Annotated in this window: 22 protein-coding genes and 1 pseudogene; 15 read left to right on the top strand and 8 right to left on the bottom strand. The window is 69.9% G+C overall.

All coding sequences use genetic code 11. The features are described from left to right. Positions 1-272: 272 nt before the first annotated feature. Positions 273-2297, bottom strand: a complete 2025-nt coding sequence (gene fxsT, locus CHR28_RS09455; RefSeq protein WP_256984184.1) for an FxSxx-COOH system tetratricopeptide repeat protein — start codon at positions 2295-2297, stop codon at positions 273-275. A gap of 103 nt (positions 2298-2400) precedes the next feature. Next, positions 2401-3315, bottom strand: a complete 915-nt coding sequence (locus CHR28_RS09450) for a LysR family transcriptional regulator (protein ID WP_094053064.1) — start codon at positions 3313-3315, stop codon at positions 2401-2403. 72 nt (positions 3316-3387) lie between these two features. Here CHR28_RS09450 and CHR28_RS38250 point away from each other — a divergent pair. After that, positions 3388-3765 (top strand): annotated as a pseudogene (locus tag CHR28_RS38250) (RidA family protein); the annotation flags it as partial. After that, complete coding sequence (locus CHR28_RS38245; RefSeq protein WP_256984198.1) at positions 3745-4167, top strand: antibiotic biosynthesis monooxygenase family protein; 423 nt, start codon at positions 3745-3747, stop codon at positions 4165-4167. The pseudogene CHR28_RS38250 and the gene CHR28_RS38245, both read left to right, overlap by 21 nt. 111 nt (positions 4168-4278) lie before the next feature. Here the strand turns inward: CHR28_RS38245 and CHR28_RS09440 are convergent, their stop codons facing one another. Next, positions 4279-5151: an aldo/keto reductase family oxidoreductase gene (locus CHR28_RS09440; RefSeq protein ID WP_094053062.1), complete on the bottom strand. Its 873-nt coding sequence runs from the start codon at positions 5149-5151 to the stop codon at positions 4279-4281. A gap of 209 nt (positions 5152-5360) precedes the next feature. Here CHR28_RS09440 and CHR28_RS09435 point away from each other — a divergent pair, with 209 nt between their 5' ends. Next, positions 5361-6272 (top strand): LysR family transcriptional regulator, encoded by a 912-nt coding sequence (locus tag CHR28_RS09435; protein WP_256984183.1) that lies wholly within the window; start codon positions 5361-5363, stop codon positions 6270-6272. Positions 6273-6376: 104 nt separating this feature from the next. Continuing rightward, positions 6377-6802, top strand: a complete 426-nt coding sequence (locus CHR28_RS09430) for a DUF3592 domain-containing protein (RefSeq protein ID WP_094053060.1) — start codon at positions 6377-6379, stop codon at positions 6800-6802. Between the two features lie 93 nt (positions 6803-6895). Here CHR28_RS09430 and CHR28_RS09425 read toward each other — a convergent pair whose 3' ends face one another. Then, positions 6896-7840: an SDR family oxidoreductase gene (locus CHR28_RS09425; protein ID WP_094053059.1), complete on the bottom strand. Its 945-nt coding sequence runs from the start codon at positions 7838-7840 to the stop codon at positions 6896-6898. A gap of 366 nt (positions 7841-8206) precedes the next feature. Between CHR28_RS09425 and CHR28_RS09420 the strand changes: the two genes are divergently transcribed. The 4 genes from CHR28_RS09420 (at position 8207) to CHR28_RS09405 (ending at position 12121) form a co-directional block, all read left to right on the top strand. Beyond that, positions 8207-8614, top strand: a complete 408-nt coding sequence (locus CHR28_RS09420) for an SAV_915 family protein (RefSeq protein ID WP_256984182.1) — start codon at positions 8207-8209, stop codon at positions 8612-8614. A 14-nt stretch (positions 8615-8628) separates the two neighbouring features. Further along, positions 8629-9981, top strand: a complete 1353-nt coding sequence (lysA, locus tag CHR28_RS09415) for a diaminopimelate decarboxylase (RefSeq protein ID WP_094053058.1) — start codon at positions 8629-8631, stop codon at positions 9979-9981. Positions 9982-10006: 25 nt separating this feature from the next. Continuing rightward, on the top strand, positions 10007-10426 hold the full coding sequence (locus CHR28_RS09410) for a hypothetical protein (RefSeq protein WP_094053057.1): 420 nt from the start codon (positions 10007-10009) through the stop codon (positions 10424-10426). A gap of 495 nt (positions 10427-10921) precedes the next feature. Beyond that, entirely contained in the window at positions 10922-12121 is a 1200-nt protein-coding gene (locus CHR28_RS09405) for a S8 family peptidase (RefSeq protein ID WP_094053056.1), read from the top strand. 146 nt (positions 12122-12267) lie between these two features. On the opposite strand, the gene CHR28_RS09400 is transcribed toward CHR28_RS09405, so the two are convergent. After that, entirely contained in the window at positions 12268-13179 is a 912-nt protein-coding gene (locus CHR28_RS09400; RefSeq protein ID WP_094053055.1) for a LysR family transcriptional regulator, read from the bottom strand. A 72-nt stretch (positions 13180-13251) separates the two neighbouring features. Between CHR28_RS09400 and CHR28_RS09395 the strand changes: the two genes are divergently transcribed. Together CHR28_RS09395 and CHR28_RS09390 are read left to right on the top strand one after the other, a co-directional pair. After that, a complete protein-coding gene (locus tag CHR28_RS09395) occupies positions 13252-14139 on the top strand; it encodes an SDR family NAD(P)-dependent oxidoreductase (RefSeq protein ID WP_094053054.1) in 888 nt (295 codons plus the stop codon). A 55-nt stretch (positions 14140-14194) separates the two neighbouring features. Then, on the top strand, positions 14195-15124 hold the full coding sequence (locus CHR28_RS09390) for an SDR family NAD(P)-dependent oxidoreductase (RefSeq protein ID WP_094053053.1): 930 nt from the start codon (positions 14195-14197) through the stop codon (positions 15122-15124). A 205-nt stretch (positions 15125-15329) separates the two neighbouring features. On the opposite strand, the gene CHR28_RS09385 is transcribed toward CHR28_RS09390, so the two are convergent. After that, entirely contained in the window at positions 15330-15872 is a 543-nt protein-coding gene (locus CHR28_RS09385) for a TetR/AcrR family transcriptional regulator (protein WP_094053052.1), read from the bottom strand. Between the two features lie 76 nt (positions 15873-15948). On the opposite strand from CHR28_RS09385, the gene CHR28_RS09380 reads away from it, so the two are divergent. The 4 genes from CHR28_RS09380 to CHR28_RS09365 all read left to right on the top strand — a co-directional run bounded on the left by CHR28_RS09380 (position 15949) and on the right by CHR28_RS09365 (position 19414). Then, the gene (locus CHR28_RS09380) at positions 15949-16998 is read left to right on the top strand and encodes an aldo/keto reductase (protein ID WP_094053051.1); all 1050 of its coding nucleotides are present in this window, start codon (positions 15949-15951) and stop codon (positions 16996-16998) included. Beyond that, positions 16995-17711 (top strand): DUF998 domain-containing protein, encoded by a 717-nt coding sequence (locus CHR28_RS09375; protein WP_094053050.1) that lies wholly within the window; start codon positions 16995-16997, stop codon positions 17709-17711. Before CHR28_RS09380 ends, CHR28_RS09375 begins: the two co-directional genes overlap by 4 nt. Positions 17712-17721: 10 nt before the next feature. After that, positions 17722-18765, top strand: a complete 1044-nt coding sequence (locus tag CHR28_RS09370) for an SDR family oxidoreductase (protein WP_094053049.1) — start codon at positions 17722-17724, stop codon at positions 18763-18765. A 133-nt stretch (positions 18766-18898) separates the two neighbouring features. Beyond that, positions 18899-19414, top strand: a complete 516-nt coding sequence (locus CHR28_RS09365; protein ID WP_094053048.1) for a hypothetical protein — start codon at positions 18899-18901, stop codon at positions 19412-19414. Between the two features lie 65 nt (positions 19415-19479). On the opposite strand, the gene CHR28_RS38765 is transcribed toward CHR28_RS09365, so the two are convergent. Next, positions 19480-22767, bottom strand: coding sequence for a DNRLRE domain-containing protein (locus CHR28_RS38765; RefSeq protein WP_094053047.1), 3288 nt, complete (start codon positions 22765-22767; stop codon positions 19480-19482). A gap of 751 nt (positions 22768-23518) precedes the next feature. Continuing rightward, positions 23519-23719 (bottom strand): hypothetical protein, encoded by a 201-nt coding sequence (locus tag CHR28_RS38235; RefSeq protein ID WP_256984181.1) that lies wholly within the window; start codon positions 23717-23719, stop codon positions 23519-23521. Between the two features lie 334 nt (positions 23720-24053). Between CHR28_RS38235 and CHR28_RS09350 the strand changes: the two genes are divergently transcribed. Beyond that, positions 24054-25814 carry a hydroxysqualene dehydroxylase gene (locus CHR28_RS09350; RefSeq protein ID WP_373453341.1) on the top strand — a complete coding sequence of 587 codons (1761 nt, stop codon included), beginning with the start codon at positions 24054-24056 and terminating at the stop codon, positions 25812-25814. Positions 25815-25847: the final 33 nt, after the last annotated feature.

The following is a 25847-nucleotide window of genomic DNA, read 5'->3' as shown; positions in this document are numbered from 1 at the left end:
CCGCGGGGGCGCCCCTGAACAGGGCGACGATCAGCGCGGATACGGCGGGAAAACGGGGAAGAGACTGCTCGGAAGCCGGAGCGAGGCGTCAGCTCGCGGCGTGACAACCCGTGGTGGTGACACGCACGTAATCGACGTGGCGGCGGGTCACGAGCACGGTCATGGAGCCAGGTAACCACATACGAGCCGCGCCGCACCAGAACATCCGGCAGATCTCACCCCTCGGAACACGGAGCGCGAAGAGTGCGTTGAAGCCGCCCTCCCGATCCGCCTCACCGCCGCAGACTGTCCGCCAGCCTGAGGGCGTCCTCCGTCTTCGGGTGAGCGCTGCCGAGCCGGCTGCGCAAGATCTCCGCGCCCCGACGCGCGGGTTCCGCGGCGGACGGGTCGTTCAGCGCATCCAGGGCCTTGGCCCGGAACAGCAGGGCGTAGCCGATGTACAGATGGTCCGGCGGGTAGTGCGCCTCGCGGATCCTCAGGGCCCGTTCGATGTACGGCAGGGCTGCCGCCGCATCGCCGAGGTCGAAGTGGACCGTCGCCAGGGCGACCAGGTCGAAGCTCACGTAGGGGTCGTCCGGCCCGTGCGCGGCTTCGTCGATCCGCAGCGCCCGCTCGGCCAAGGGCAGTGCGGCCCGGTGCTCGTCGAGCAGGCACAGCGTCCGGGCGAGGGTGGCCAGGTCCGTCGCGATGACGGGGCTGTCGGCGGGCAGACAGGACTCGTGCAGGCGCAGCGCTCGTTCCGCCAGAGGGCGTGCCGTCTCCGGTGCACCGAGGTCCCGGTGGATCTGCGCCAGGGTGATCAGGTCGAAGCCGACCTCCGCGTCCCGGCCGTCGAGGGTTTCGTCGAGCGCGAGGGCGCGCTCGCACAGGGGCAGCGCCAGGGCGCGGTCCCCGATCGCGAGGAGGAACTCGGAGGCCAGGCGCAGCAACTGTGCCGTCTCGGCCGCGTACGGCACCGGCGGGTCGTCCTTGGTGACGGCCAGCACGTGGGGGAGCAGGGTGTGCCAGCGCGGCTGGGCGCCCGGGTCGCCGTGGATGTCGTGCGGCACGGCCTCCAGCAGGGCCCGGCACAGCCGGGACCGGGATGTCGTGAGCGCCTCCGCGGTCATCGAGGCCCGGACGGCCGCCTGCACCAGCCTGTGCAGCACCAGGGCGGAGTCCTCGCGCCGCGCCAGGCCCAGGCCGGCCAGCGAGCCGACCGTCGCGTCCCACGCCAGGGGATCCCCGGCCGCCGCGATCAACGGATCCGGGCCGCCGCTGAAGAGAGCCAGGGGGATGGGCTCGGGAGCCAGCAGGGAACACAGCTGCAACAGCTCGACAGCCTGCGGGTGTTGTTCTCGCAACGTGCGCACACTCAGCTGCCACAGGGTGGAGGCGACCACCGCCGGCCGGTCGGCCAGTTCCCCTCGCGCGATCATGTCTTCCAGGCGCGTGGACAGCAGCGCCGCGTACTCGTCCGCAGGCGTGTGGTGGAAGTTCATGTAGCCCGCGGCCTGCTCCAACGCCAGGGGCAGGTCTCCCAGTTGCTCCGCGATCCGGCCCGCCGTCGCGGCACTCGTGCCCGGCACGCGGTGCATGAGCAGGTCGACGGACTCCTGCCGCGAGAACTCGTGCAGATCCATGACATCGGCCGTGCCCGACCACGCGCTCACCCTCGTCGTGACGAGGACGTGGCCGTTCCTCGCCAGGTCGCCCGACGGCAGGGCGTGCAGCAGCGGCCCCGGCTTCTCGGCATTGTCGAAGATGATCAACCAGGGCCTGCGGTCCTGCAAGGTGGCGTACACGCCCGGGACGACCTGCCCCGAACCCGAGTCGGTCAGGCCCAACTGACGTGCCAGCGACGTGAACTGTGCGGCCATCAGGTCGGGGTCCTCCGCGTCGACGAACGCGACGAACCGGTACTTCGACAGGTGGCGGTACGCGTACTCCACCGCGAGCTGCGTCTTGCCGACGCCACCCAGCCCGTGCACGGCCACCGTCGAGACCTCACCCGCCGAGCCGAGCTGCCGTCGCAGCTCGCGCAACGCGGTCTCGCGACCGGTGAAGTGGGTGTTGCGCGGCGGCAGACGGTATGTCATCGGAGCGGCGGGACGGTGATCCGAACGGTCACTGCGCGACTCGGATCGCAGCCCCACCCAGGCGAGTGGCACCAGGAGCAGCAGCACCACCCACGGATGGAGGCGCACGAAGTCCAGCGGCCCCGGCCACCGGCTCTGCTCCGAGGCGGCGTTGAAGGCGAGACTGCCGACGAACAGCACCACCAGACCAGCCACCGCGCCGACCAGTCTGCGCCACATGGGCTTCCTCCCCGGCCGCTTCGACGACGGCCGACGCGATCGTAACCGAGGACCGGCCCGTCGACGCATGGGTGACGCGAGCCCGCAAGCCGTCCCGGTGCGCTCACCGGGACTCGTCCGGAGGGTGATCCTGACCGATGGTCGCCAACAGGCGGGTGACCAGGGGATTGTGGTCGTCCTCGCGCCAGGCGACGGCCACTCGCGTACGGGCCGTGCCGGGCTCGATCCGGCGGAAGGCGACCCCTCTGAGGCGGATCCGCCGGATGCCGGCCGGGGCCAGGGAGACGCCCAGGCCGGTTTCCACGAGGGCGCACACGGTCTGCCACTCCACCGCGTGCTGGACGATCCGCGGTGTGAACCCGGCTGTCGTACACAGGCCGACGATCTGGTCGTACAGCGTCGGACCGACCGCGCGGGGCAGCAGGACGAAGGGTGACTCGGCCAACTGGGCCAGCTGTACCGTGCGTTTCCCGGCCAGGGGATGAGTGGACGGCAGCACGGCCACGAAGGGCTCGCTGAGCACCGTCCTGAAGTAGAGCCCTGTTTCGTCGCTGGGAGGTTCGCGCAGGAGGCCGATGTCGATGGTCTTGTCGTGCAGGGCGGCGATCTGCGGAGCGGTGGTCATCTCACGGATGTCCAGGTGCGCGTCCGGCGACCGGTCACGGAACGTGCGCAGCAGACCGGGCAGAACCGTCAGGGCGAGGGAGGCGGCGAAGCCGATCCGCAGGCTGCCGGCCCTGCCACTGCCGACGGCCCGGGCCGCGGCCAGGCCGTCCGCGAGGTCGGTGAGAGCCCGCCGGGCCGCCGGCAGCAGCTCGTTGCCCGCCGGTGTCAGGGCGACGCGCCCCGGGGCGCGGGTGAACAGCGCGTGACCGACCCGGTCCTCAAGGCGGCGGATCTGCTGGCTCAGCGGCGGCTGGGCGATGCCCAGGCGGGCCGCCGCGTGGCCGAAGTGCAGTTTCTCCGCGAGCACGACGAAGGCGTGCAGCTGCGGCAGCGGAATTTCGGGGCGATCCATACGCCCAGGGATATCAGACGATGCACATGCCCGTATTGGACGTATCGGTGCCGGACCCTTAGCGTGCGGCGCATGACAGAGCGACGCGCGATCCTCAGCGGCTCGACCTTCGAGGAGCGGATCGGTTATGCCCGCGCCGTGGTCGACGGCGACCGGGTCCATGTGTCCGGGACGACCGGATTCGACTACGCCACCATGACGATCTCCGACGACGTGGTGGAGCAGGCCGAGCAGTGTCTGCACAACGTGCAGACCGCCCTGGCCGAAGCGGACTGCACACTCGCCGACGTGGTGCGCGTGCGCTACCTCCTGCCCGACCGCGAGGACTTCGAGCCCTGCTGGCCGGTCCTGCGCCGCTGCTTCGGCGAGGTCCGGCCGGCCGCCACGATGCTCGTGTGCGGTCTCGCCGACCCGCGGATGAAGATCGAGATGGAGGTGGACGCGCGGCGCCGCGTCCCGCCGCACACCGAAAGCGCCACGCGCCACGACTCCACAGATCCGGTCAGGCCCGTCGAGGCATTCGAACCCCCCTACTACGTCGCTGTCTTCACCACGCTGCGCACCCGGAACCAGACCGACTACGGCAAGACCAACGCCCGCCTGGAAGAGCTGGTCAAGGACATCCCCGGATACCTGGGCATGGACCACGCGCAGACCCCTGGCGGCCTGGGCATCACCGTCGGCTACTTCCGTGACGCCGACGCCCTGACGCAGTGGCGGAACGACGCCGAGCACCGTGCGGCGCAGGAACGAGGGCGAGCCGAGTGGTACCGGAGCTACACGCTGCACGTGGCGAAAGTGGAACGGAGCAGTGGATTCACGTCGGGTGACGCGGACGGAAGCCCTGCTTGACGCGGACGGAAGTTCTGCTTGACGCGGGTGAATGACTCCCGGAACCCGTGCCGCACCCGGCCGAACGCTCCGCTGCTCGATCTCCGACCCCGGTTAAGGCCCTGCCCCCTGCTAGCCGCCGATCGCGTTCAACTCGGCAAGGTCCTCGTCCGAGAGGGAGAGTCCCGCGCCGACGACGTTCTCCCGCAGGTGCGTCACCGACGAGGTGCCGGGGATGAGCAGGATGTTCGGCGACCGCTGCAGCAGCCAGGCCAGGGCGACCGACATGGGTGTCGCCCGGAGCCGGGTGGCGACGGCGGACAGTGCCGCGGACTGCAGCGGGGTGAAGCCGCCGAGCGGGAAGAACGGCACGTACGCGATGTTCTTGGCGGCGAGGTCGTCGATCAGTGCGTCGTCGTGGCGGTGGGCGAGGTTGTACAGGTTCTGCACACACACGATCGGTGCGATTTCCTGCGCCTCGGCGACCTGTTCCGCGGTCGCGTTGCTCACTCCCAGGTGTCGGATCAGTCCCTGCTGCTGGAGTTCGGCCAGCGTCTCGAAGGGCTGGGCGAGGGATTCGGGCCGGGGCCCCTGGGCGTCACCGAGCCGGAGATTGACCACGTCGAGTGCGTCCAGGCCCAGGTCCTCCAGATTCTCGTGGACGGCACGGCGCAGCTCCTCGGGCTCCCGGGCAGGCGGCCAACCGCCCTGCGCGTCGCGGACCGCACCCACCTTCGTCACGATGTGCAGCGACGCCGGGTAGGGGTGCAGCGCTTCACGGATCAGCCGGTTGGTGACGCGAGGCCCGTAGGCGCCGGCGGTGTCGATGTGGGTGATGCCGAGCTCCACGGCCTCCCGCAGTACTTCCAGCGCCCCGTCCTGGTCTGCGGGTGGGCCCATGACCCCGGGACCAGCGAGCTGCATGGCGCCGTAGCCGAAGCGGGTGACGGTCAGGTCGCCCAGAGGCCACATGCCGCCGGGCAGTGAGGTCGTAGATGTGTACATGGCTGTCTCTTCCTGGCTTGGCCGGACGTCTCAGGAGGGCTGCGTGTCGCGTGGCCCACCGCTTGCGCGGCATCGGATCCCCGTACCGGTCACCGGCCCGGGGTTCGCCGCTCCCGTTGCGTTGATGTTCGCCCGGCCGGAAGAGGTGCGACCAATACCGATACGGTGCTCTGTGATACCCCGCAGGTATCACGGCGTACGCTGAACCGATGAAGAGGATGGAGCCCCTGCAGTCCTTGGGAGCCGAGGGAGGAACCCAGGAAACCCTGGAGACCCGCGAGCTGAGGTACTTCCTGGCGGTCGCTGAGGAACTGCACTTCGGCCGCGCCGCCGAGCGCCTCGGTATGGCCCAGCCACCGCTGTCCCGGGCCATCCAGCAACTGGAGCGGCGGCTCGGCGTCCGCCTGCTGGAACGCGACCGCCGCGGCGTCGCCCTCACCGACGCGGGGGAGGTGCTGCTCCACGAGGGGCGCGCAGCCCTGGACGCGGTCACCGCCGCCGCACGCCGCACCCGCCGTTCCGCCGGCGCCGACGATCCCGCCGGTCGCCGTAACCGGCTGGTGCTGGCGGTGAAGGCAGCGGCCTCCCACGAGCTGCTGCACAAACTCCTCGACGCGTACGCGGCCGAGCCGGACGCGGTCGAGGTCGAGGTGCTGCCCAGCGGGACCTGCGAGCAGGGCGACATGCTGCGCGACGGCCGCGCCGACGTGGCGCTCATGCACGCACCGTTCAACTCCCTCGCCGGGTTCGACAGCGAAGAGCTCCTGACCGAAGGGCAGATCGCCATCCTGCCCGCCAGACATCCCCTCGCCGCGCGCAGGACGCTGACCCTGGCCGACGTCACCGACATCCCGGATCTTCCGCTGGCCCGCTGGTCCCGCGACGGCACCTTCCTCCCCGGCCCGGGCCCCGAGATCCACGACCAGACGCAACTGGCCCAACTCATCGCCCTGGGACGGACCGTGGCGATCTTCCCCGACTCGGCCCGAGCCTGGCTCTGGGCCGAGCACACCGCCGTCCCACTGACCGACGCGCCTCCCGTAGTCACCCACATAGCCTGGCCCGCACACAGCCGCTCCCTCCCCCTCGCAGCCCTGATCCGCACGGCTACACGGCTCTAAGCCCGTGGGCGCGGCTGCCTGGTTGAGAGGGAGACAGCAACAGGGCGGCACCAGACCAGGCCGGCAGCAGCATGCGGCCGCCAGTCCTCCGCTACGGTCTGGGCATGACCATCGAGCACGTGGGGGGTGGCTTCGCCGCCGCAGTCACGGGAGTGCTGGCCATCGGGTTCGCGTTCGTGGCTCTGAGCCGCTGCCGCCTGAGGCTGCGGGGTGTGCGCACGACGGGTGAGCTGGTCGGATTCCGGACTGCGGTGGCGGAGGACGGCGACCTGCTGTACCGCCCGGTGGTGGCCTTCACGCTGCCGGACGGCGTGAAGATCGAGGCGGAGGGCGAAAGCATGTCCCACGCGCCGCACGGCGTGCAGGAAGGTGACCGCACGGAGGTCGTCCATGACCCAGCGGCACTCGGCACCATCGCCCTGCCCTCCCTTCTGCCGGGCGGGCTCAGGGGACGGGAGATCCTCTCGTGGGGCGCTGCGTCGGTCGCTCTGGGCCTCATGACGTATCAGATCGTCGTCGAGACATTCTGAGTACGGCGGCCGCCGCACGTCCCGAGTTGTCGGCGGGTGAGGAGGCACCGGGCACTTGGAGGACTGCCTCGCGGACGTCGGCCGACCGGTTGGTCAGGGTCGCTGTTCGGGTGGCATGGGGCGTGTGGCTGCCTGGTAGGCGGCGAAGTCGGCCCTGCCGCCCGCGCCCAGGACCCCGGTGTCCGCGGCGAGCCGGCTCGGTGGCTGTCGGCGTAGCTCCTGGCGGGCGAGGCGGGAGACGAGGGCAGGGAAGGCGGGCCGCAAAGGCTGGCACCAGCGCAGCCAAGGCGGCGCGTAGATGTGCCGGGCGCGGCGCGTGATGCCCGAGGTCAGCCATGCGGAGACCTCTTCGGTGCCGTGGACCTTCCGGGCGAAGCGGGGCTGATTGCGGCGCAGGGCCTTGAGGACGGGATGGTCGTCGATGCCGGTGATCATGTCGGTTCCGGTCCAGTGCAGGTAGGCGATACCGACGTCGACCCCGTCCGGTTCCACCTCGCCGCGCAGGGCCAGCGCGAACGACTCCGCTCCCGCCTTGGAGGCGCAGTAGGCGCTCATCATCGGGGACGAGCCGAAGGCGGCGGTGGACGCGATCTGGAGGAAGTAGCCCCGGGTGTCCATGAGGTGAGGCAGGAAGGCGCGGGCTGTGTTGGCGGAGCCGGTGAGATTGACGTCGATGACCCGCTGCCACAGGTCGGCCGGCGTGTGCACGAAAGGCCCGCCGGTGGCGATCCCCGCATTGGCCACGACCACGCTCGCCTGTCCCAGCGCCTCACTGATCTCGCGGGCGGCACGATCGAGCGCGTCCCGGTCCGTGACGTCGGTCTCGACGCACAGACTCCGGCCCGGCAGGGACTCCGCCGCCTGACAGAGGGTGGCCTCCTCCCGCCCGATCAGCGCGACCAGCATCCCCGCGTCCGACAGGCGCCGCGCGAGAGCCGCCCCCACACCGCGGGCGGCACCCGTCACGACCGCGACCCGCCCCGCCAGCGGCGATCCGGCCGCCTCTCGGGGCCGTCCCGACCCGGGCATCTCCCTCATACGTCCCTCGCTCCCGTCACCACGCCGTCCCGCCGACGGCGCCCTCGAATCCCTTCCGTCATACCCGGCCGAATGGATGCGCTCGCGACGTATGGCGCATTCGGCGTCACCGCTCCCCACGGAGAGGGTCTGGTCACCCCCTGGATAGACATGGCCGTGGCGATCGAGCAGGGCGCCCCCCCCGGACGCCGCCCCCCCCCAGCCGGCGCGTCAGCATGCCGTCAAGGTCGCCCGGAGTGCCGTCAGTGTTCCGTCAGGGGCGTCCCCCGGGGGCGGGCAGCGGGCCTAGCGTCGCTGGTGAGCCCCGGTCCGCCTCCCCGCGTCCGGGGCCTTCGACAGCACACCTTCCGACGGCTGGAGGCCCCCATGGCAGTACTGCTCGACGGTGACGAGTCCGAACCTCCGGATCGGTTCCCGGCCGGACCGCTGTATGTGCCGGTCCGGCCGGGACCAAACGGGTACGGGTACATGGTGCGGTTGTTCCGCTCACCCCTCGGCGTCCGCACCACCGTCGGCTTCACCTGCGAACGCAGGCTGACCGCCACGCTCGGCCCCGGCCAGCGGTGGATCCGGCTCGCGGAACCGGCCCTGCGGGCCATGACCGCCCCGCTCGGCATCACCACCGTCACGGTCGACCCTCTCTTCGCCGCCCCGCCTCCCGCCCTGGCTCCCGTCCCGGCTCCCGTCCCGGCTCCCGCCCCGACGCCCGCCCCGGCTCCCGCGCCGGTCACCACCCCGGCATCGGCATCCACCGTCGCGCTGCTGACCACCTGAGAGGGGCCGAGACCATGACCACAGTCCACGAACCCGCCACCCCACCCACACCCACACCCAAGCCCAAGCCCGCCGGAGGGTCGGTGTGGCCCGCGTCCAGCACCGAGCCCGCGCGCGGTGAGCTCGCAGTGGGCGGCGTTCCGCTCGCCGAGATCGCCGACCGCTTCGGCACACCGGTCTACGTCCTGGACGAAGCCGAGGTCCGCGCCCGCTGCCGCACCTACCGCGAGACCTTCCCCGACGCCGAGGTCCTCTACGCGGCCAAGGCCTTCCTGTGCCGGGCCATGGCCCACTGGACGGCCGAGGAGGGCCTCGGCCTCGACGTCTGCTCCGCCGGCGAACTGGAACTGGCCGTCACCACCGGATTCCCGCCGGAGCGGATCGTGCTGCACGGCAACGCCAAGTCCCCGCGCGATCTGGACACCGCACTGCGCCTGGGCGTGGGACGGATCGTCATTGACAGCCCCGGCGAGATCGCCCGGCTCGCCGCCGCCGTCGGCCCGGACGGACACCAGAAGGTGATGGTCCGCGTCGTGCCCGGGGTCAGCGCGGGCGGTCACGAGAAGATACGCACCGGCACCGACGACCAGAAGTTCGGCCTGCCCATCGCCGACGGCTACGCGGCGCACGCCATCGCGCGCATCCTCGGCCAACCGCAACTCCAGCTCACCGGTTTGCACTGCCATGTGGGATCCCAGATCACGAGCGTCAGGCCCTATCTCGTCGCGGTCCGCCGCATGGTCGGCCTCATGAGCCGCCTCCACGAACAGCACGGCCTGGTCCTGCCCGAAATCGACCTCGGCGGCGGACACGGCATCGCCTACTGCCCCGGTGACCAGGTCCTCGACCTGACGGTCCTGGCACGCGGGGTCCGCACCGAGCTGGCCGAGGCGTGCGGCAGGGCCGGCCTGCCAGTGCCCCGTCTCCTCATCGAGCCCGGGCGGGCGATCGTCGGACCGGCCGGCGTCGCTCTCTACCGTGTCCTGTCCGTCAAACACACGGGCCGCGACGTGTTCGTGGCCGTGGACGGCGGTATGAGCGACAACCCGCGCCCGGCCCTGTACGGCGTCCGCTACGCACCGCGTCTCATCGGCCGCCGCAGCACAGCGGGCCCGGTCAGGATGACCGTGGTCGGCCGTCACTGCGAGGCTGGCGACATCCTGGCCACCGGCGCGGAACTCCCCGGTGACGTGCGCCCCGGTGACCTGCTCGCCGTCCCGGTGGCGGGCGCCTACCACCTGTCGATGGCCTCCGGCTACAACCTGGTCGGCCGTCCGCCGGTCGTCGCCGTACGCGACGGTCTGGCCCGTCTCCTGGTCCGCCGGGAGTCGCTGGAGGATGTCCGCAGCCGGGACGTGGGCCTGTAGCGGCCAAGGGTCCTAAGCTCCTGCCATGACCACTTGGTACGTCCTCGTGGAAGAGGACACACGGGAGACCAAGTACGCCGAGGGAACGGAACTGCGGCTCCACCGCTGGAAGTTGGTGGCCACCCGGGGCATCAGCCCGACTGTGGAGGAGGCGACCGTGGAGGAGGCGGCCGCAGAGGAGGCGGCCGCGCAGGAGGCGGCCGCGGAAGCGGAGCGGCTCGCTCTGCAGCATGTGCCGGCCGTGATCGCCCGGCACGCCAGACCTGGCGATCAGCCTGCCAGAGAGGCCTACCTCACTGCCGACGGCGCATGGGTGGTGTCCGTCAGGCAGCGCGGCCGGGAAGCCCACGTCCGAGTGAGCGTCGCCCGGCTGATGCACAAGCAGGAGGAGAGCGAGGGCCCTCCTCCGCCGAGCTGGAAGCACAGGCTGCGCAAGGCATTCTGACGCCCAGTCGGACATGGAAAGCGGGCAGGGTGGTGTATGACACCTTGCCCGCTTTTCGCGTATCCCCTTTCAATTGTTGCGGGCACAACAGATGAATCCCGATTCATCGCTGCCCCATTTCCATCAGGGGTTTCAAATCGGCCTGCTTTCCCGGCCGTCGCGCGGTCTGCACCAAATCCAGGCTCGGTCAGGCCGCCGGTTCCACAATCGCTTGCTGTGAAACCGGCGGCGTCTACCCGGAATTCCAGCGGCCACGTCGGTCTCGCCCGCATGGGCACAGATTCTCGACACGATGCCCGCATGAGCGTCGGCCCTGTGATGAGCAAGTGTGCGGAGGTGGTGGCTGGTTCGGGCGCCTCCGACCTGCCGTTACGGCAGCGATCCGCTTGAAGTCCTTGATCTGCGCACATCAATGAGTCAGGTTCGAGGCGGCACCGACGCAGGTTCGGTCCGCACTCCACACCCCCCACACCACCTGACGAGGAGAACCCTCATATGGCATCTCGCGCATTCACACGCAGAATGCAGCTCCTCACCGCCACCACGGTCGTCGCGACCCTGACGGCCATCGGTACGGCCCACGCGCACACGGCACCCGAACCGACCCCGGCTGAGGGCACTGTGTACGGACTCGGCACGAAGGGCGCCGTACCCGGCAGCTTCATCGTCACGCTGGACGAAAAGGCGAACAAGTCCGCGCTCGCCAAGGAGTACGGCGGCGAACTCCAGCGCACGTACTCGTCCGCCCTCAACGGCTTCTCCGCCAGCGGCCTGTCGTCGGCCGAGGCCAAGCGTCTCGCCGCGGACTCGGCGGTCGCCAAGGTCGTACAGGTCAAGAAGTTCAGCATCGACGCGACCCAGGACAACCCGCCCTCCTGGGGCCTGGACCGACTGGACCAGGCGGACACGGCCGGCGACAGCAAGTACACCTACCCCGACGGCGCGGGCGAGGGCGTGACCGCGTACGTCATCGACACCGGTGTGCGGATCACGCACAAGGACTTCGCGGGACGGGCCAGTTCGGGCTTCGACGCCGTGGACAACGACAACGACGCGAGTGACGGCAACGGTCACGGCACCCACGTCGCCGGCACGATCGCCGGCACGGCTCACGGCGTCGCCAAGAAGGCGAAGATCGTCGCTGTCCGGGTGCTCGACGACAACGGTTCCGGAACCACCGAGCAGGTCATCGCCGGCATCGACTGGGTCGCCAAGAACCACCAGGGCCCGTCCGTCGCGAACATGAGCCTGGGCGGTGGCGCCGACCCGGCCATCGACGAAGCCGTCAAGAAGGCCATCGCGGCCGGGGTCACCTTCGGTGTCGCCGCCGGCAACGACTCCGCGGACGCCGGGCAGGGCTCCCCGGCCCGGGTCGCCGAGGCCATCACCGTCGCCTCCTCGACCAAGGACGACCAGCAGTCCGACTTCTCCAACTTCGGTTCCGTCGTGGACATCTACGCCCCCGGCTCGGACGTCACCTCCGCCTGGAACGACAGTGACGACGGCACCAAGACCATCTCGGGCACGTCCATGGCCACCCCGCACGTCGTGGGCGCCGCGGCCGTCTATCTGGCGGGCCACAAGGACGCCACGCCCGACCAGGTGGCCAAGGCCCTCACCGACGGCGCCACTCCCGACAAGATCTCCAACCCCTCCCAGGGCACCGCGAACAAGCTGCTCAAGATCGTCGAGTAGCCACAGATGACAGGCGCCCGCCGTATCGCCCGACCGGGGCTGCGGCGGGCGCCGTACGTGCACTGCTAGCCCTTCGCCCCCTCGGGACACTGCACAACTGGCACTGCACAACTGGCACTGGCACTGGCCATGGCCGGTAGTCGCTGTCAGGTGGCATCGAGGGCGGCTGCACGCAGGGCAGCCGCCACCCGGGTGACGGGTTGCGTGGGCCGGCCGAGGTGGGCCAGGAGCAGTCGCCGTTGTTCCTGAGGGCCGCCGCGCACGGGGAGGACGCGGACGCCCTCGGGTGCGGCCGGGGCGAGGGCGGCGGGCACGGTGGTCAGTCCCAATCCGGCGGCGACGAGGTGGAGTTTGGCGAACCAGTCGCGTGCGGTATGGGCGATCTCGGGCCGTTCGTCCAGGCCCGGCCAGACGCCCATCAGGCGGTCCTCGCCGTAGGAGGGGCCGGCGATCCAGCGTTGTCCGCGCAGGTCGGCCACGTCGACGAAGTCGGCGCGGGCGAGCGGATGGGTGGCCGGCACCGCCAGCCGCAGGGCGCGTTCGGCGAGTGTCTCGACCACGAGCGGAGGCGTCTCGGTGTCCGGCGGCCGGAACGGCGGCGCGGAGCCGAGCAGAACGAGGTCCAGGCTGCCGGCGCGCAGGGCCCGTACGAGGACGGGCGTGGTGCCCTCGCGGCTGACGACGTTCAGGCCGGGGTCGGTGCGGCCGAGCTCGGTGAGGGCCCGGGGGAGGAGGACGGCTCCCGCGCTGGGGATCCATCCGAGGCGGACGGTACCGGCCGCTGCGGGCAGGCCCGACAGTTCCCTGGCGGTCGCCTCGATCTCGTCGAGGACGACCGTCGCGTGGCGCAGGACGGTGCGGCCGGCCGTGGTCAGCCGTACTCCTTCGCGCCGCCGCTGCAGCAGTTGCGTGCCCGCGGCCCGCTCGATCGTTGCCATCTGGCGGGACACGGCGGACTGGGTGTAGCCCAGTGCGGCGGCGGCCGCGGTGAAGGTCCCGTGCTCGGCGACGGCGCGGAAGACGCGCAGCGCGGTGAGGGAGACGTCCTCGAAGTCCATGACGATTACGCATACCAGATGTTCCGAACTTTCGTTGGACGCATGGCGCGCGGCGTTCTTAGCGTGGCAGGCATGAACGCTTCTCGCATCGCTCTTGTCACCGGCGCCAACCAAGGCCTGGGCCGCGCCCTGGTCGAGGGACTGGCGGCCCGGATGAACGAGAACGATCTCGTCCTGCTCACCAGCCGCAGCCACCGGCGTGTGGCGGAGGCCGCCCGCGAGGTCGGCCGGCTGCCCGGCACTCGCGCCCACGTCGATGGCCGCGTCCTGGACGTCACCGACACCGAGGCCATCACCCGTCTCGCCGGGGAGCTCGCGGCACGCCATGGCGGGGTCGACGTCGTCGTGTCCAACGCGGTCGCCCGCCTGCTGCCCGAGGAGTCCCAGTCCGAACGGGCCGATGAGTTCATCGACGTCTCCAACACGGCCACCCATGCGGTCCTGCGCGCCTTCGGCCCCGTGCTGCGCCCGGGCGGTCGGCTCCTGGTCGTGGCCAGCAGTCTGGGCACGCTCGGTCATCTCGATGCCCGGCTGCACCACCTCTTCGACGGTGCGAGCCTCGACCAGGTCGAGTACGCCGTGGAGTCCTGGCGCAGCGCCGTTCACAGCAGGACGGCGCAGGAGGCGGGCTGGCCCCTGTGGCTGAACGTGCCGTCCAAGGTCGCGCAGGTCGCCGCCGTCCGCGCGGTCGCCGCCGAGCGCCGCGCACGCGACCTCGCCGACGGCACCCTGATCGCGGCCGTCTGCCCGGGCATGGTCGACACCGCCACCTCGCGGCCCTGGTTCAGCGACCACAGCCAGGCCCGGTCACCCGCCCAGGCCGCCGAAGCCGTCCTCGACCTGATCTTCACCGAGCACACCGACCCCGCCCTGTACGGCGAACTGGTCCGGTTCGGCACGGTCCTGCCCTGGCACGACGGCACACCCCCCGTGGAACAGGACCGGATGCTCACCCCCTGACCCCCTGAACACGCATGGCCGGTTTCGAAGACACAGCAGATCACGGAGCTCGTTCATGAGCCTCATCACCACCCCCTTCGGTTTCTCCAGCACGACGGACGAGGTGACGCGGGGCGTCGACCTCAGCGGCCGTCGTGCGGTGGTCACCGGTGCCTCGTCGGGGCTCGGCGCCGAGACGGCCCGGGCTCTGGCCGCCACGGGCGCGGAGGTCACCCTCGCCGTACGGGACGTCGCCTCCGGCGAACGCGTCGCCAAGGACATCACCGCCTCCACCGGACGTCACGAGGTGCACGTGGCGCAGCTGGACCTGTCCGATCCCGCGTCCGTCACGGCCTTCGCCGCCGCGTGGCGCGGCCCGCTCCACATCCTGGTGAACAACGCGGGCGTCATGGCCTGCCCCGAGCAGTACACCGAGCAGGGCTGGGAGTGGCAGTTCGCCACCAACCACCTGGGTCACTTCGCTCTCGCCACCGGCCTGCACCGGGCACTGGCCGCCGACGGCAACGCCCGCGTGGTCACGGTGAGTTCCTCCGGTCACCAGCGCTCGCCGATCGTGTGGGACGACGTCAACTTCGCGTTCCGCCCCTACGACCCATGGCTCGCCTACGGCCAGTCCAAGACCGCGAACGTCCTCTTCGCGGTCGAAGCGACCCGCCGTTGGGCCGCGGACAACATCGCCGTCAACGCGTGCATGCCCGGCGCCATTCACACGAAGCTGCAACGGCACACCGCCGGCCGCGGCAGCGGGCTGGTCCCGGCTCATCTGATCAAGACGGTCGAGCAGGGGGCGGCGACCTCCGTCCTGCTCGCCACCTCACCGCTCCGCGAGGGCGTGGGCGGCCGCTACTTCGCCGACTGCAACGAGACCGAGGTCGTCGACCGCCGCACCGGCACCTTGCACGGCGTCGCCCGCTACGCCGTCGACCCGGACAACGCCGGGCGCCTGTGGGCCCTGTCGCAGGAACTCCTCGCACAGGCCCGCTGAGCGCCTCCACCGGACACGACCGACCGCAGACCCCCGCAGCGCGCGCTCCTCACCCCGTTCCCGGCCGGCGGGTCTCCGACTGGCTCCGGCCGGTCCCGGACTGATCTCCGGCCGGTCTGCACCCGGCCGCCGGCCGGTCCCCGACTGATCTCCGCCGGACCCCGACTGATTTCCGGCCGGTCCTCGACCGCTCTCCGGCCGGTCTTCAGCCCTGCGGCCGTGCCCGCAGCCCGTCGAGAATGAGCGCCAGCATGCGCGGAGCACGGTCCTCGGGGACGGCGGCGGCACGCCAGAGCGCGCCGGTGAGCTGGAGGAAGTCACCGGGGTCGGCGTCCGCGCGGATGCTTCCGTCCTTCTTCCCGGCGTCGAGGAGCTCGGTGATCGCGGTGATGACCGGACCGTAGCTCTGCTCGCTCATCGCCTGGTGCGCGCTCGGGCTGAGGGCCTCGCCCAGGCCGTGTTTCCTGCGCATGGCCTCGACCAGATCGAGCGTCCACGTGCGCAGCGCCTCCAGCGGCGGCATCCGTTCGAGCAGGTCGGGCACGGTGCCGGTGATGCGGGTGACCTCGTCCTGGTAGACGGCCAGGACCAGCGCCTCGCGGGTGGGGAAGTTGCGGTACAGCGTGCCCGGGCCGACGCCGGCGCGCTGGGCGATCTGGTTCATCGACGTGCCGCCGTCCTCGCCCAGCGCCTCGCGGGCGGCAGCGAGGATGCGCGCCCTGTTCTCACGGGCGTCGGATCGGACCACGAGATCTCCCCTTGCTAAGTGGAGAACTCTCCACTACGTTATTCGGAGAGCTCTCCACTTACTTTAGAGGGGCACCATGCGCTACATCAAGCTCGGCACCACCGGCCTGGACGTGTCAGCGATCGCCATCGGCGCCATGACCTACGGCGAACCCGACCGAGGGCACCCCGTCTGGTCGAAGGGCGAGGAGGAGGCCCGCCCGCTCATCAAGCACGCCCTGGAGGCGGGCATCAACTTCTTCGACACCGCGAACATGTACTCCAACGGCTCCAGCGAGGAGATCCTCGGCCGCGCGCTGAAGGACTACGCCGACCGGGACGCCGTGGTCATCGCCACGAAACTGCGCCACCCGATGCGCCCGGGCCCGAACGGCCGCGGACTGTCACGCAAGGCGATCATGACCGAGGTCGACCACTCCCTGCGCCGCCTCGGCACGGACTACATCGACCTCTACCAGATCCACCGCAACGACCACTCCACCCCCTGGGAGGAGACCCTCCAGGCCCTCAGCGACCTCGTGCAGGCCGGCAAGGTCCGCTACCTCGGCGCCTCCTCCATGCACGCCTGGGAGTTCGCCAAGGCCCTCCACCTGCAGAAGCAGCACGGCTGGGCGCGGTTCGTGTCGATGCAGAACCACTACAACCTCCTGGCTCGCGAAGAGGAACGGGAAATGATCCCGCTGTGCCTGGACGAAGGCGTCGGCACCCTCATCTGGTCCCCCCTGGCCCGCGGCCGCCTGGCCAGGGCCTGGGACGACGCCCGCTCCACCAAGCGCGCCGAGACCGACGCGGCCTACGCCGACCTCCTCTACACGCCCGCGCAGGAGGTCTCCAACAAGGCGATCATCGACGCGGTCGGCCAAGTGGCGGACGCGCACGGCGTGAGCCGCGCACAGATCGCGCTCGCCTGGCTGCGCCGCCAGCCCGTCGTCACCGCGCCCCTGGTCGGCGCCGGTTCCATCCACCAGATCGACCAGGCCGTGGCCTCCCTCGACATCGACCTCACCGACGACGAGGTGCGCACCCTGGAAGCCCCCTACACCCCGCGCTACGACTGGCAGGGCGTCTCCGGCGAAGCGGAGCTGGAGGCCATTCGCCGGCGCATCCCCGGAATGGCCCTGTCATGAACTCCATCGTCCGCTCCGGCCCGGCGGCCCGCGCCGGAGGCCTCCTCATCCTGCTCGGCCCCCTCGTCGCCTGGCTGGCCGAGTTCGTCACCGCCGCCGCCTGGCAGGACCCGCCGTACTCGCCCTTCCACAACTGGGTCAGCCACCTCGGACTGACCGGCCCGCCCCAGACCGCGTTCGGGCAAGTCGCCAACTCACCTCTCGGCGCCGTCATGAACACCGGCTGGGTGGTCTACGGCATCCTCCTGGCAGTCGGCGCGTTCCTCGTGTTCGACCTGCGCAAGGGGCTCCGCCCGACCGTCATCGTGGTCCTCGCCGTCCTGGCCGGCGCCGGAGTCAGCCTCGTCGGCATCTTCCAAGGCTCCAATGCCAACGTCGACAACGGCCTGATCGCCCTGCACACCCTCGGCGCGCAGACCGTCATGGTGGCCGGCAACATCATGGCCGTCGCCGCCGGAGCCAACGGCGCCCGCATCGGCCTCAGCCGCCGCCGCTCCACCGCGAGCATCGTCCTGGGCGCCGCCGGACTGATCGCCTTTCCCCTCTTCATGGCGGACGCCCTCACCGGCTGGATGTGGAACATCGGCCTGCTCGAACGCGCCGTCATCTACCCGATCATGATCAGCCACGCCCTCCTCGCCAGCAGCATCGCCGCCCGGCGACTCCCCGCGACACCCCCACCCACCCCCCTTCCCACCCACGCCACCAGCTGAGGAGACACCCATGACACCGGTACTGGTCACCGGAGGAACCGGATTCATCGGAAGCTGGTGCATCCTCGCCCTGCTCGACGCCGGCCACACCGTCCGCACCACGGTCCGCGACCCGCGACGCGAACCGGCTCTGCGCTCCTGGCTGCACCAGGCCGCCACCTTCGACGACGACCACCTCACCGTCGTCCGCGCCGACCTCCGGAACCCCGACGGCTGGGACGCCGCGGTCGCCGACTGCGATCACGTCCTCCACGTCGCCTCACCCACCCTGCGCCACACCCCGGCAACCGACGACGAACTCATCGTCCCGGCCCGAGAAGGCGTCCTGCGGGTGCTGCGCGCCGCCCGCGACGCAGGCGTCCGCCGCACCGTCCTGACCAGCGCCTTCGGCGCCATCGGCATCGGACACCCGCCCCGCTCGACCCCGTTCACCGAAGCGGACTGGACCGACACCGACGCCGACATCCCGCCTTACCAGCGCTCCAAGACCCTCGCCGAACGCGCCGCCTGGCAGTTCGTCACCGAGGAGGGCGCCGGTATGGAACTGGCCGCCGTGCACCCCGCAGGAGTCTTCGGCCCTCTCCTCGGCCCCGACGACCCGCCCTCCCTGCGCCTGATACGCAGAATGCTCGAAGGAAAGATGCCCGCCTCCCCGCCCTTCGCCATGGGCTACGTCGACGTCCGTGACGTCGCCGACCTCCATCTGCGCGCCATGACGGACCCCGCGGCCGCCGGCGAACGCTTCCTCGCCGTCGCCGGGCCCAGTCTGCGCGTGGCCGACATCGCCCGCATCCTGCACGACCGTCTGGGCGAACGCGCCGCGAAAGCCCCCATCCGCGAACTGCCGGTCTGGCTCACCCGCGCCCTGGCCACGGTGAACCCCGAACTACGCCTGCTCAAGCACCAACTGGGCCGCGACCTCGACGCCACCAGCGCCAAGGCGGAGACCCTCCTCGGCTGGAAACCACGGCCGATCGAAGACACCATCGCGGACACCGCGGAGAGCCTCCTCACCCACGGCATCGGCGCGCCTGTACGGCAACCACGCCGATGACGCTGTTCCCCTACCGCCATATGACGGATTTCGACCTGCCGGCCCCTCGTCCAAGGTCCTGAGTCCCCGAACAGGTCGACGGCCGCCGGGCATTATGCTGCTCGCGACTCGACGAATCGCGTGTGAGGTGCCCATGAGCAGGCTGCTGGATTTCGACGAAACCACGGTTTCCCCAAGTTACCGCATCTTCGGTCTGGTTGACACGAGTATCGATACGTATGCACCCCATGCGGATCGCTCGCAATGGCTCCTTTCTGCCCCTGGCATGGTGTATCTGCAGGTGCCGCCCCAGGTGATCCGGGCGTCCGTGCGATTGGAGAGTTGGTCGACCGTCCCTCCGCCGAGCGATGTGGAGTGGTCCGGTACGGAAGAGGTGGAGGTGGAACTCCCCGGCGGTGACCTGGCCTTGGAGACCATCGACGGCGGGCAGAAGGAAACCCCTCTGATCCTGCCCTCGGCCGGCTTGTACAGGATGCGATGGCAATGGATATTCAACCCTGCGGGCGGCCCTTTCACGTCTCCACTGGCGGGAACTGGTGAACCTCTGCCCGCACCCCTGAGGCACGAAGAGAAACTGAACGGCGCCGACCAGTATTGCCTGGTCCAAATCTGGCGCGTAGCCGCCGGTGAGGACATCGAGGAAGAGTGAAAGTGAAGCGGGGCCGCTCCGATGGAGCGGCCCCGCTTGACGGCCATTCGGGACCGGAGGTCCGGTCAGTCGCCGATGACGACTATGAACGGGTCATGACTGAGAATCCGGTCGTTGTCGTACCAGGCGCCGAGACGCCGCCCGGCCTCCTGATTCTCGTCCGAGTCGATGTAGCGGACGGAGAAGTCGTCGCGGTATGCATCCCCCTCGTACTGGTAGCGCGCGGCCCCCTGATAGCTGGAGGCGAAGGGGAACTCGTCGCAGTCGCGCTGCTCACCCGCCGTGGGCCGGCCAGGAACGGCGGCGTTGTTGCAAGTGGAGGAGACCACCGAGCGGTTGGCGTCGTAGCGCGCCTGCTCGTTCAACCCGAACCCGGGCACGAGGCGGTGCATCGGATTCAGGGCACTCCCACCGGGCAGCTTCTTGTCGCTCTTCGTCGGATAAGTGCTGCTCGGGTCGTCCAGAGCGTCGCCGATGTGGTCCGCGACAGCGGCGACTCCGATGTACGGCTCCACGGGAGCACTCGGATCGGACGTGTCACTGCGGTCGTAGCGCAGGGCAGGAGTCGCGTCGGGGAAGACGGAACCCACCTTCGCCCGCACGTTGTAGGCGGCGCTGTCGAAGCGGATCTCTCCCTGCTCGCCCTCGGAAGGAATCACCTGGGAGTACCCGGGGATCGTGAACTTGAGGACCGGGGTGAACAGGCCCGTGGCTATCTGATCGCCGTTGGCGACGTCGGGCAGCCTGGGCGCCAGCGACCACAGGTCGAACTTCGTGTCACCGTTGTATTTCCACTGGCTGGGCGAGTCGCTGCGGCCGGTGTACACGCCGGGCTGACACGCGTCCTCCGCCGTCGGGCTGCCCGGAACTCCGATGTCCCAGTCTCCCTCGCACTCCAGTTTCGCCTCCAGCTTGGCGCCTGCCTTGTTGAAGTCTCCGCTGGAGAGGAAGACATCGACGTTGAAGTCGAATTCGGCGAACCGGGTCAGCGTGCTGTCGCCCAGACCGCCGATCTGTCCTCGTCCGATGAGGGTGTTGGTCGAGATGAAGGTGCCCTGCAGATAGCAGCCGGGGGGCCAGAGACCGCACCTGATCGCCGGCATGACCGTCAGAGTCTCCTGGCAGTACGAGAACCGGTTCTTGATCCACCCCGAATCGTTGTCCGAGTCGTCGGCGTTGTGGCACTCGTCGACGTCGGCGATGTACTCGTAGGGATCCTGGCCGTTGTTCTCGGGCTTGCGGCCACGGGTGAAGCGCTGACTGGGAACGGTGTACGTGCGCTCCCACGCAGCCATCGTCCCGACGGTCGGCCCCTGTGCCGTACCGGCCGCGGCACTGCGGGAGGCGTCGGACGTGGCCGCGGCGGGCTGCTCAGCGGACGGACCGGTGCGCGGCTTGATGCCGAGCGCGTCCAGATTCCCGTCCCTGTTCAGGACCTGCTCGACCTGGGAGGGGTCGGCGATCAGCGCGGGATCGTTGATCGTGTAGGTGTCGCCCGGCTGCAGACTGGTGGGGACGCCGGCGGCGGCGGTCTCCACGACGAACGTCCGCCACGGGGACCATCCCAGGTTGTAGTGGGTTCCGTCGTAGGCGTTGGTGCGGAACTTGTACATCTTGCCGTCGACGAGCTGCCCCTCGGGGACCGTCACGGTGGCCCACTCGCCGGGTGTGACGAAGCCGGACACCAGTACGCCGTCTCCGGCCGGAGTCGTGATCGGCGTGTTCGTTTCCGCGTCGTAGACCTGGAAGCTGCCACTGACCTTGTCGCCGTCCGCGTCGGCGAACTGGTCCCTCAGCGTGGGTGTGAGGGTGCTGACAGCCCACACACCGTTGTAGGTCTTGAAGGGCGGACCAGCCTGCTGCGCCGTTCCGTCGGAGGGACGGTAGTTGTAGGTCACGGTCAGCTTCGGCTGGTTCGCGGTGGCGTTGCCGGAGTTGACGCGCTTCCAGGCCCGGGTGTCGTCCGTCTCCGCGCGCAGACCCATGTAGCCGCGGGTCGCCTTCGCTGAGGCCCAGGTCTGCACGAGGGTGTCGACGTCCGCGTTGATCCAGCCGTCGGGCTGGGTGGCGGTGCAGTCCGGGTTGCCGCGGGTCTGGGTCGAGGAGTGGTACTGCTTGTTCCAGGTGGGCTGGTTCGTCCACCGCGACGAGGTGGACGCCGCGGTGGTGTCCCAGACGGTCCACGTCTGGGCGGCGCAGTCGGTGTTGCCGGAATGGAAGTTCCACAGTGCCAGGTTCGTGTCGATGATCAACGCGTCCTGGATCGGCGTGGTGTTCCAGTGGACGAAGGACCGCGCCACGCGGGTGGTGCCGTCGGCGTTGGTGGTGCCGGGGTTGCCGAAGTCGAGTTCGGTGTCGGCCGACCAGTCGACGGTCTCACCGCGCTGCACGTAGGTGTCGAAGGTCGACGCCAGGGCGGAGGTCGAGGGGTCGACCGTGACGGGGTACCGGGTCTTGGGGCTGGCGAGGAACTCCGCGCTGGGCGTGACGACCAGGTCGATGCGGCCGGTTCCCTTGTCGACGACCTTCATGGCGACGCGGGACCGGCGGGTGTGCTCGCCCGACCGCTTGTCCACCGAGGCGTCCCACATGACGGGGGCGGGCATCGTCGCGCGCCGCTCACCGGTCTCGGCGTCGGTGAACGTCACCGAACCGTCCTTGTTCGCCTTGGCCTTCAGCCCCTTGGCCTTGACCGGCAGCGTGTACGAATAGGCGCCGGAGGGCCTCTCATTGATCTCGACGTACTGCTCGAAGCCGGTCCGCGTCGCCTCGACGATGACGTCGGCGCCCGGTACGGCCTCCCGGTAGCGAGCGGTGGTGCCGTCCAGCTCCGGCGCGGGAAGACCACCCTTCCACTGCAACGTCACGGCCTGCTCACCGGTGCCCAGCGTGACGAGATCACGCGGGGCGGCGTCACGGGCGGCGGCCAGCGAGCGCGGCGCGGTGCCGCCCTTGCCGGCCAGGCGCAGCCCGTTGGGATGCTCCTTCGCCTTCACCGAGCCGTCACCGGCCCTGGTCAGCGTGGCATCGACCTTGCGCCACGCCCCGGCCCGCCAGACGCGCTCGGGCCCGGAGGTCAGCTCGGTGGTGAGCGTGCCGTCGGGGTTGGCCACGGTGTACGAGGTGGCCGTCGTCTCGTCCGTGGCGACGACCTTCTTGCCGGTCTTCCGCGCTTCGAGTCTCGCCCACTCCTTCGAGCCCTTGGCGTGCCGAGCGGCGGCCTTCTTGGCGTCGGCCTTGCGGACGTCAGTTCTGTCGGACCGGGAGACCTCATCCGACTTGCCACGGTCCGGAGCGGAGACCGCGGCGGCCTGGCCCGTAATGCCGATCCCTACTTCGGCGATCAGCAGCAACGCGGCGGCGGTCGCTATTCGGTTGCGTCTTTTGCGTCTTGCTGGGGTGGAACGTGTGGATGGCGACACGAAGTGCGGTGCCCTTCCTCATGGGTCAACTCAAACGTCTGTGCGGAGTCGCACGGACGCCAGGACCCTGACAGGAAGGGCAACCCCCTCTGAAGTTGCTTTCAAGACACCTGCATCGGTCAACTGGGCAGGTCAGGGGCGCGCTTGGCATCCCGGGCCGCACATGATCAAACGTCAGGTAGATCACATCGGGCCCTCGGCCTCACGAGGGCGGATGGGGAAACGTGCAGAGGGAAAAATCCGCTCCCCGCTTGGCCTGTGACGCCATTTGCCGTGACGGGGAAGGTCGAGGTGTCCGATAGGGAACATTCCCCACCCTGAACGGCGAAACGGGGCTGTGGAGATGGTCTGCCTCAAGGCCGAGGTGACCTGAAAGTGATGCTAACTCTCCGTGCGTCAAGGGAGTGTGACGTTTTCCCAGCCCAATACGCTGGATAAAGAATTGCCTACCCGGCCTCACGCGCCGGGCAACCTCCGACAGGCTTTCGCGCGCCTCTTTTCCTCCGGCCGGGATCACATGTAGATCGTGGACAGATGGATCTCGTCCACTCCGGTGATCCCCTTGATCCCGTCCGGGCCGGCCGAGGGGTCGACGTCGAACTCGATGTCGTCGTAGCCCCAGCCGGCCGGCCGTGGCCACGGTCGAGTACTTGACGCCGGAGGCGGTTCGCCAGCCGATCTCCTACATCACGAGGGTGGCGCCGAACGCGGTGCAGTGGAGGTCGCCGTAGGCGCGGGCGGAACCGTCCTCGTTGACGCACACGGTGATGGTTCCGTAGCCCTGGCTCACCTCCTTGGTCTCGGTGACGCAACCGGCTGCCGTCGATGCGGTGGTGCCTGGCGCGGCGGCCGCCGAGGCGGCGGGTGCGGCGGCGACGGACATGCCACCCAGGAGAACTGCGGAGAGCAAGGCAGAGGCGATCTTCTTCACAGGATGCCTTTCACCGGACGTGACAGGGTCGCCGTAAAAGCTAGCCACGGGCGTTATCGCCGGAGTATCCGAGCCGGATGCGGAGACTTCGCGAGCCTCTCCTCGGAACCCCCTGTACGCGTAGGGGTGGGGGTGGCCGGCTCGGTTTCCGGCCATCGAAGGAATGGGTGCGCACGTGCCTTCCGGGCCGCACGCGTTGTTCGTATGCTCCTGCGGCGGACGCGTTTGTTACCTGCGGTAAGAGGGGGAGCGGATGGTCGGTTCAGGTGCTTCACGACGGACGTTCATGGCCGGGACCGCTGCCGTCGGTGGCGCTGCCGCGCTGGGCACCGCAGGTACGGCTGAGGCGGCGGCACACACTCCGCAGGCACACGCTCCGCAGGCCCGCGCTTCGGTCTCGGTCGCCGTGCTCGGCGGGGGAGTGGCCGGCTTGACCGCCGCTCACGAACTCGCCGAGCGCGGATTCCGCGTCACCGTCTACGAGCGCCGGGCGCTCGGCGGCAAGGCCCGCAGCATGGGCGTGCCGGGCAGTGCGCGCGGCGGGCGGCGGGAGTTACCCGCCGAGCACGGCTTCCGATTCATCCCCGGCATCTACCACAACCTGCCCGACACGATGCGGCGCATCCCCTTCCCGGGCAATCCCCACGGCGTCTGGGACAACCTCGTCGCCCCCTCCGAGATGTCCTTCGCCCGCACCGGCCGGGAGGACGTACGCCTTCCCCTTCCCTGGCCCGGCCACCAGCCGCCCGACCTCACCCTCGACGACGTCCGCCGCGCGCTGATCGCCGTCATGGAGACGGCGCGCGGCATACCGCCGCATGAGACCGCGTACTTCGTCAACCGCGTCCTGGTCTTCCTCACCAGCTGCGACGAGAGACGCAACGAGGTCTGGGAGAACACACCCTGGTGGAACTTCATCAGGGCCGGGCGGATGAGCCAGGACTACCAGCGCATCCTGGCCGTCGGGGTCACCCGCAACATCGTCGCCACCAAGGCGGAGGAGGCCAGCACGCGCACGGTCGCCCGTCTGCTGGAGGCGTTCGTCCTCAACGGCTTGGGACGCGGCGCGGACGGCCCGCTCGACCGCATCCTCAACGCGCCCACGAACGAGGCATGGATCGACCCGTGGGTGTCCCATCTGACCTCGCTCGGCGTGGAATTCGAGATAGGCCGAACAGTCCGAGAGGTGCTGTACGACGGAGGCAGGGTCACCGGAGCACTGATCACGGACCCGGCCGGCCAGACGCGGACCGTCACCGCCGACCACTACGTCTGCGCGATGCCTGTGGAGCACGCCCGGCGCACCTGGGGCGCCGCCCTGCGGGCCGCCGACCCCCAACTCGCGCGCTGCGACAAGCTGGAAACGGACTGGATGACCGGCATCCAGTTCTACCTCACCGAGTCCGCACCCCTGCTGGATGGACACCTCAACTGCGTCGACTCGCCTTGGGCGCTGACGGCCATCCAACAAGCCGGGCACTGGCCGCACCGGAACTTCCCCGCCGACTACGGCGACGGGGCCGCCGTCGACTGCCTCTCCGTCGACATCTCCGAATGGGACAAGCCCGGCATCCTGTACGGCAGGACGGCCAAGCAGTGCACCCGTGCCGAGGTCGCCAAGGAGGTCTGGGCACAGCTGAAGGCGGCGCTCAACGACACGGGAAAGGTGGTGCTGAGGGACAGCACGCTGCACTCGTGGTTCCTCGATCCCGGTGTCGACGGCATAGGCACCCCTCACCCGGTCAACGAGGACGAGCTGCTGATCCACCCCGTGGGCACCTTCCACAACCGCCCCACGTCGGCGACGAGGATCCCGAACTTCTTCCTCGCCGGTGACTACGTCTCCGTCGACATCGACCTGGCGACCATGGAAGGCGCCAACGCCTCCGCACGGGCGGCGGTCAACGCGCTGCTGGACAGCGCGGATTCGGACGCACCGCGCTGCTCGATCACTCCGCTGTACCGGGCACCGGAATTCGAGGCCCTCAAACGCCACGACCGAACCCGCTACCGCTGGGGCCTGCCCAACGCACTGGACCTGGGCTAGCGGAACACACACCGGTTCGAGGCGGAAGGGAAG

The sequence above is a fragment of the Streptomyces sp. XY006 genome (assembly GCF_002237655.1).
In the GTDB taxonomy this organism is placed as follows: domain Bacteria; phylum Actinomycetota; class Actinomycetes; order Streptomycetales; family Streptomycetaceae; genus Streptomyces; species Streptomyces levis.
Note: the sequence above shows the minus strand (reverse complement) of the source record. Positions and strands in the feature narration are given on the sequence as shown.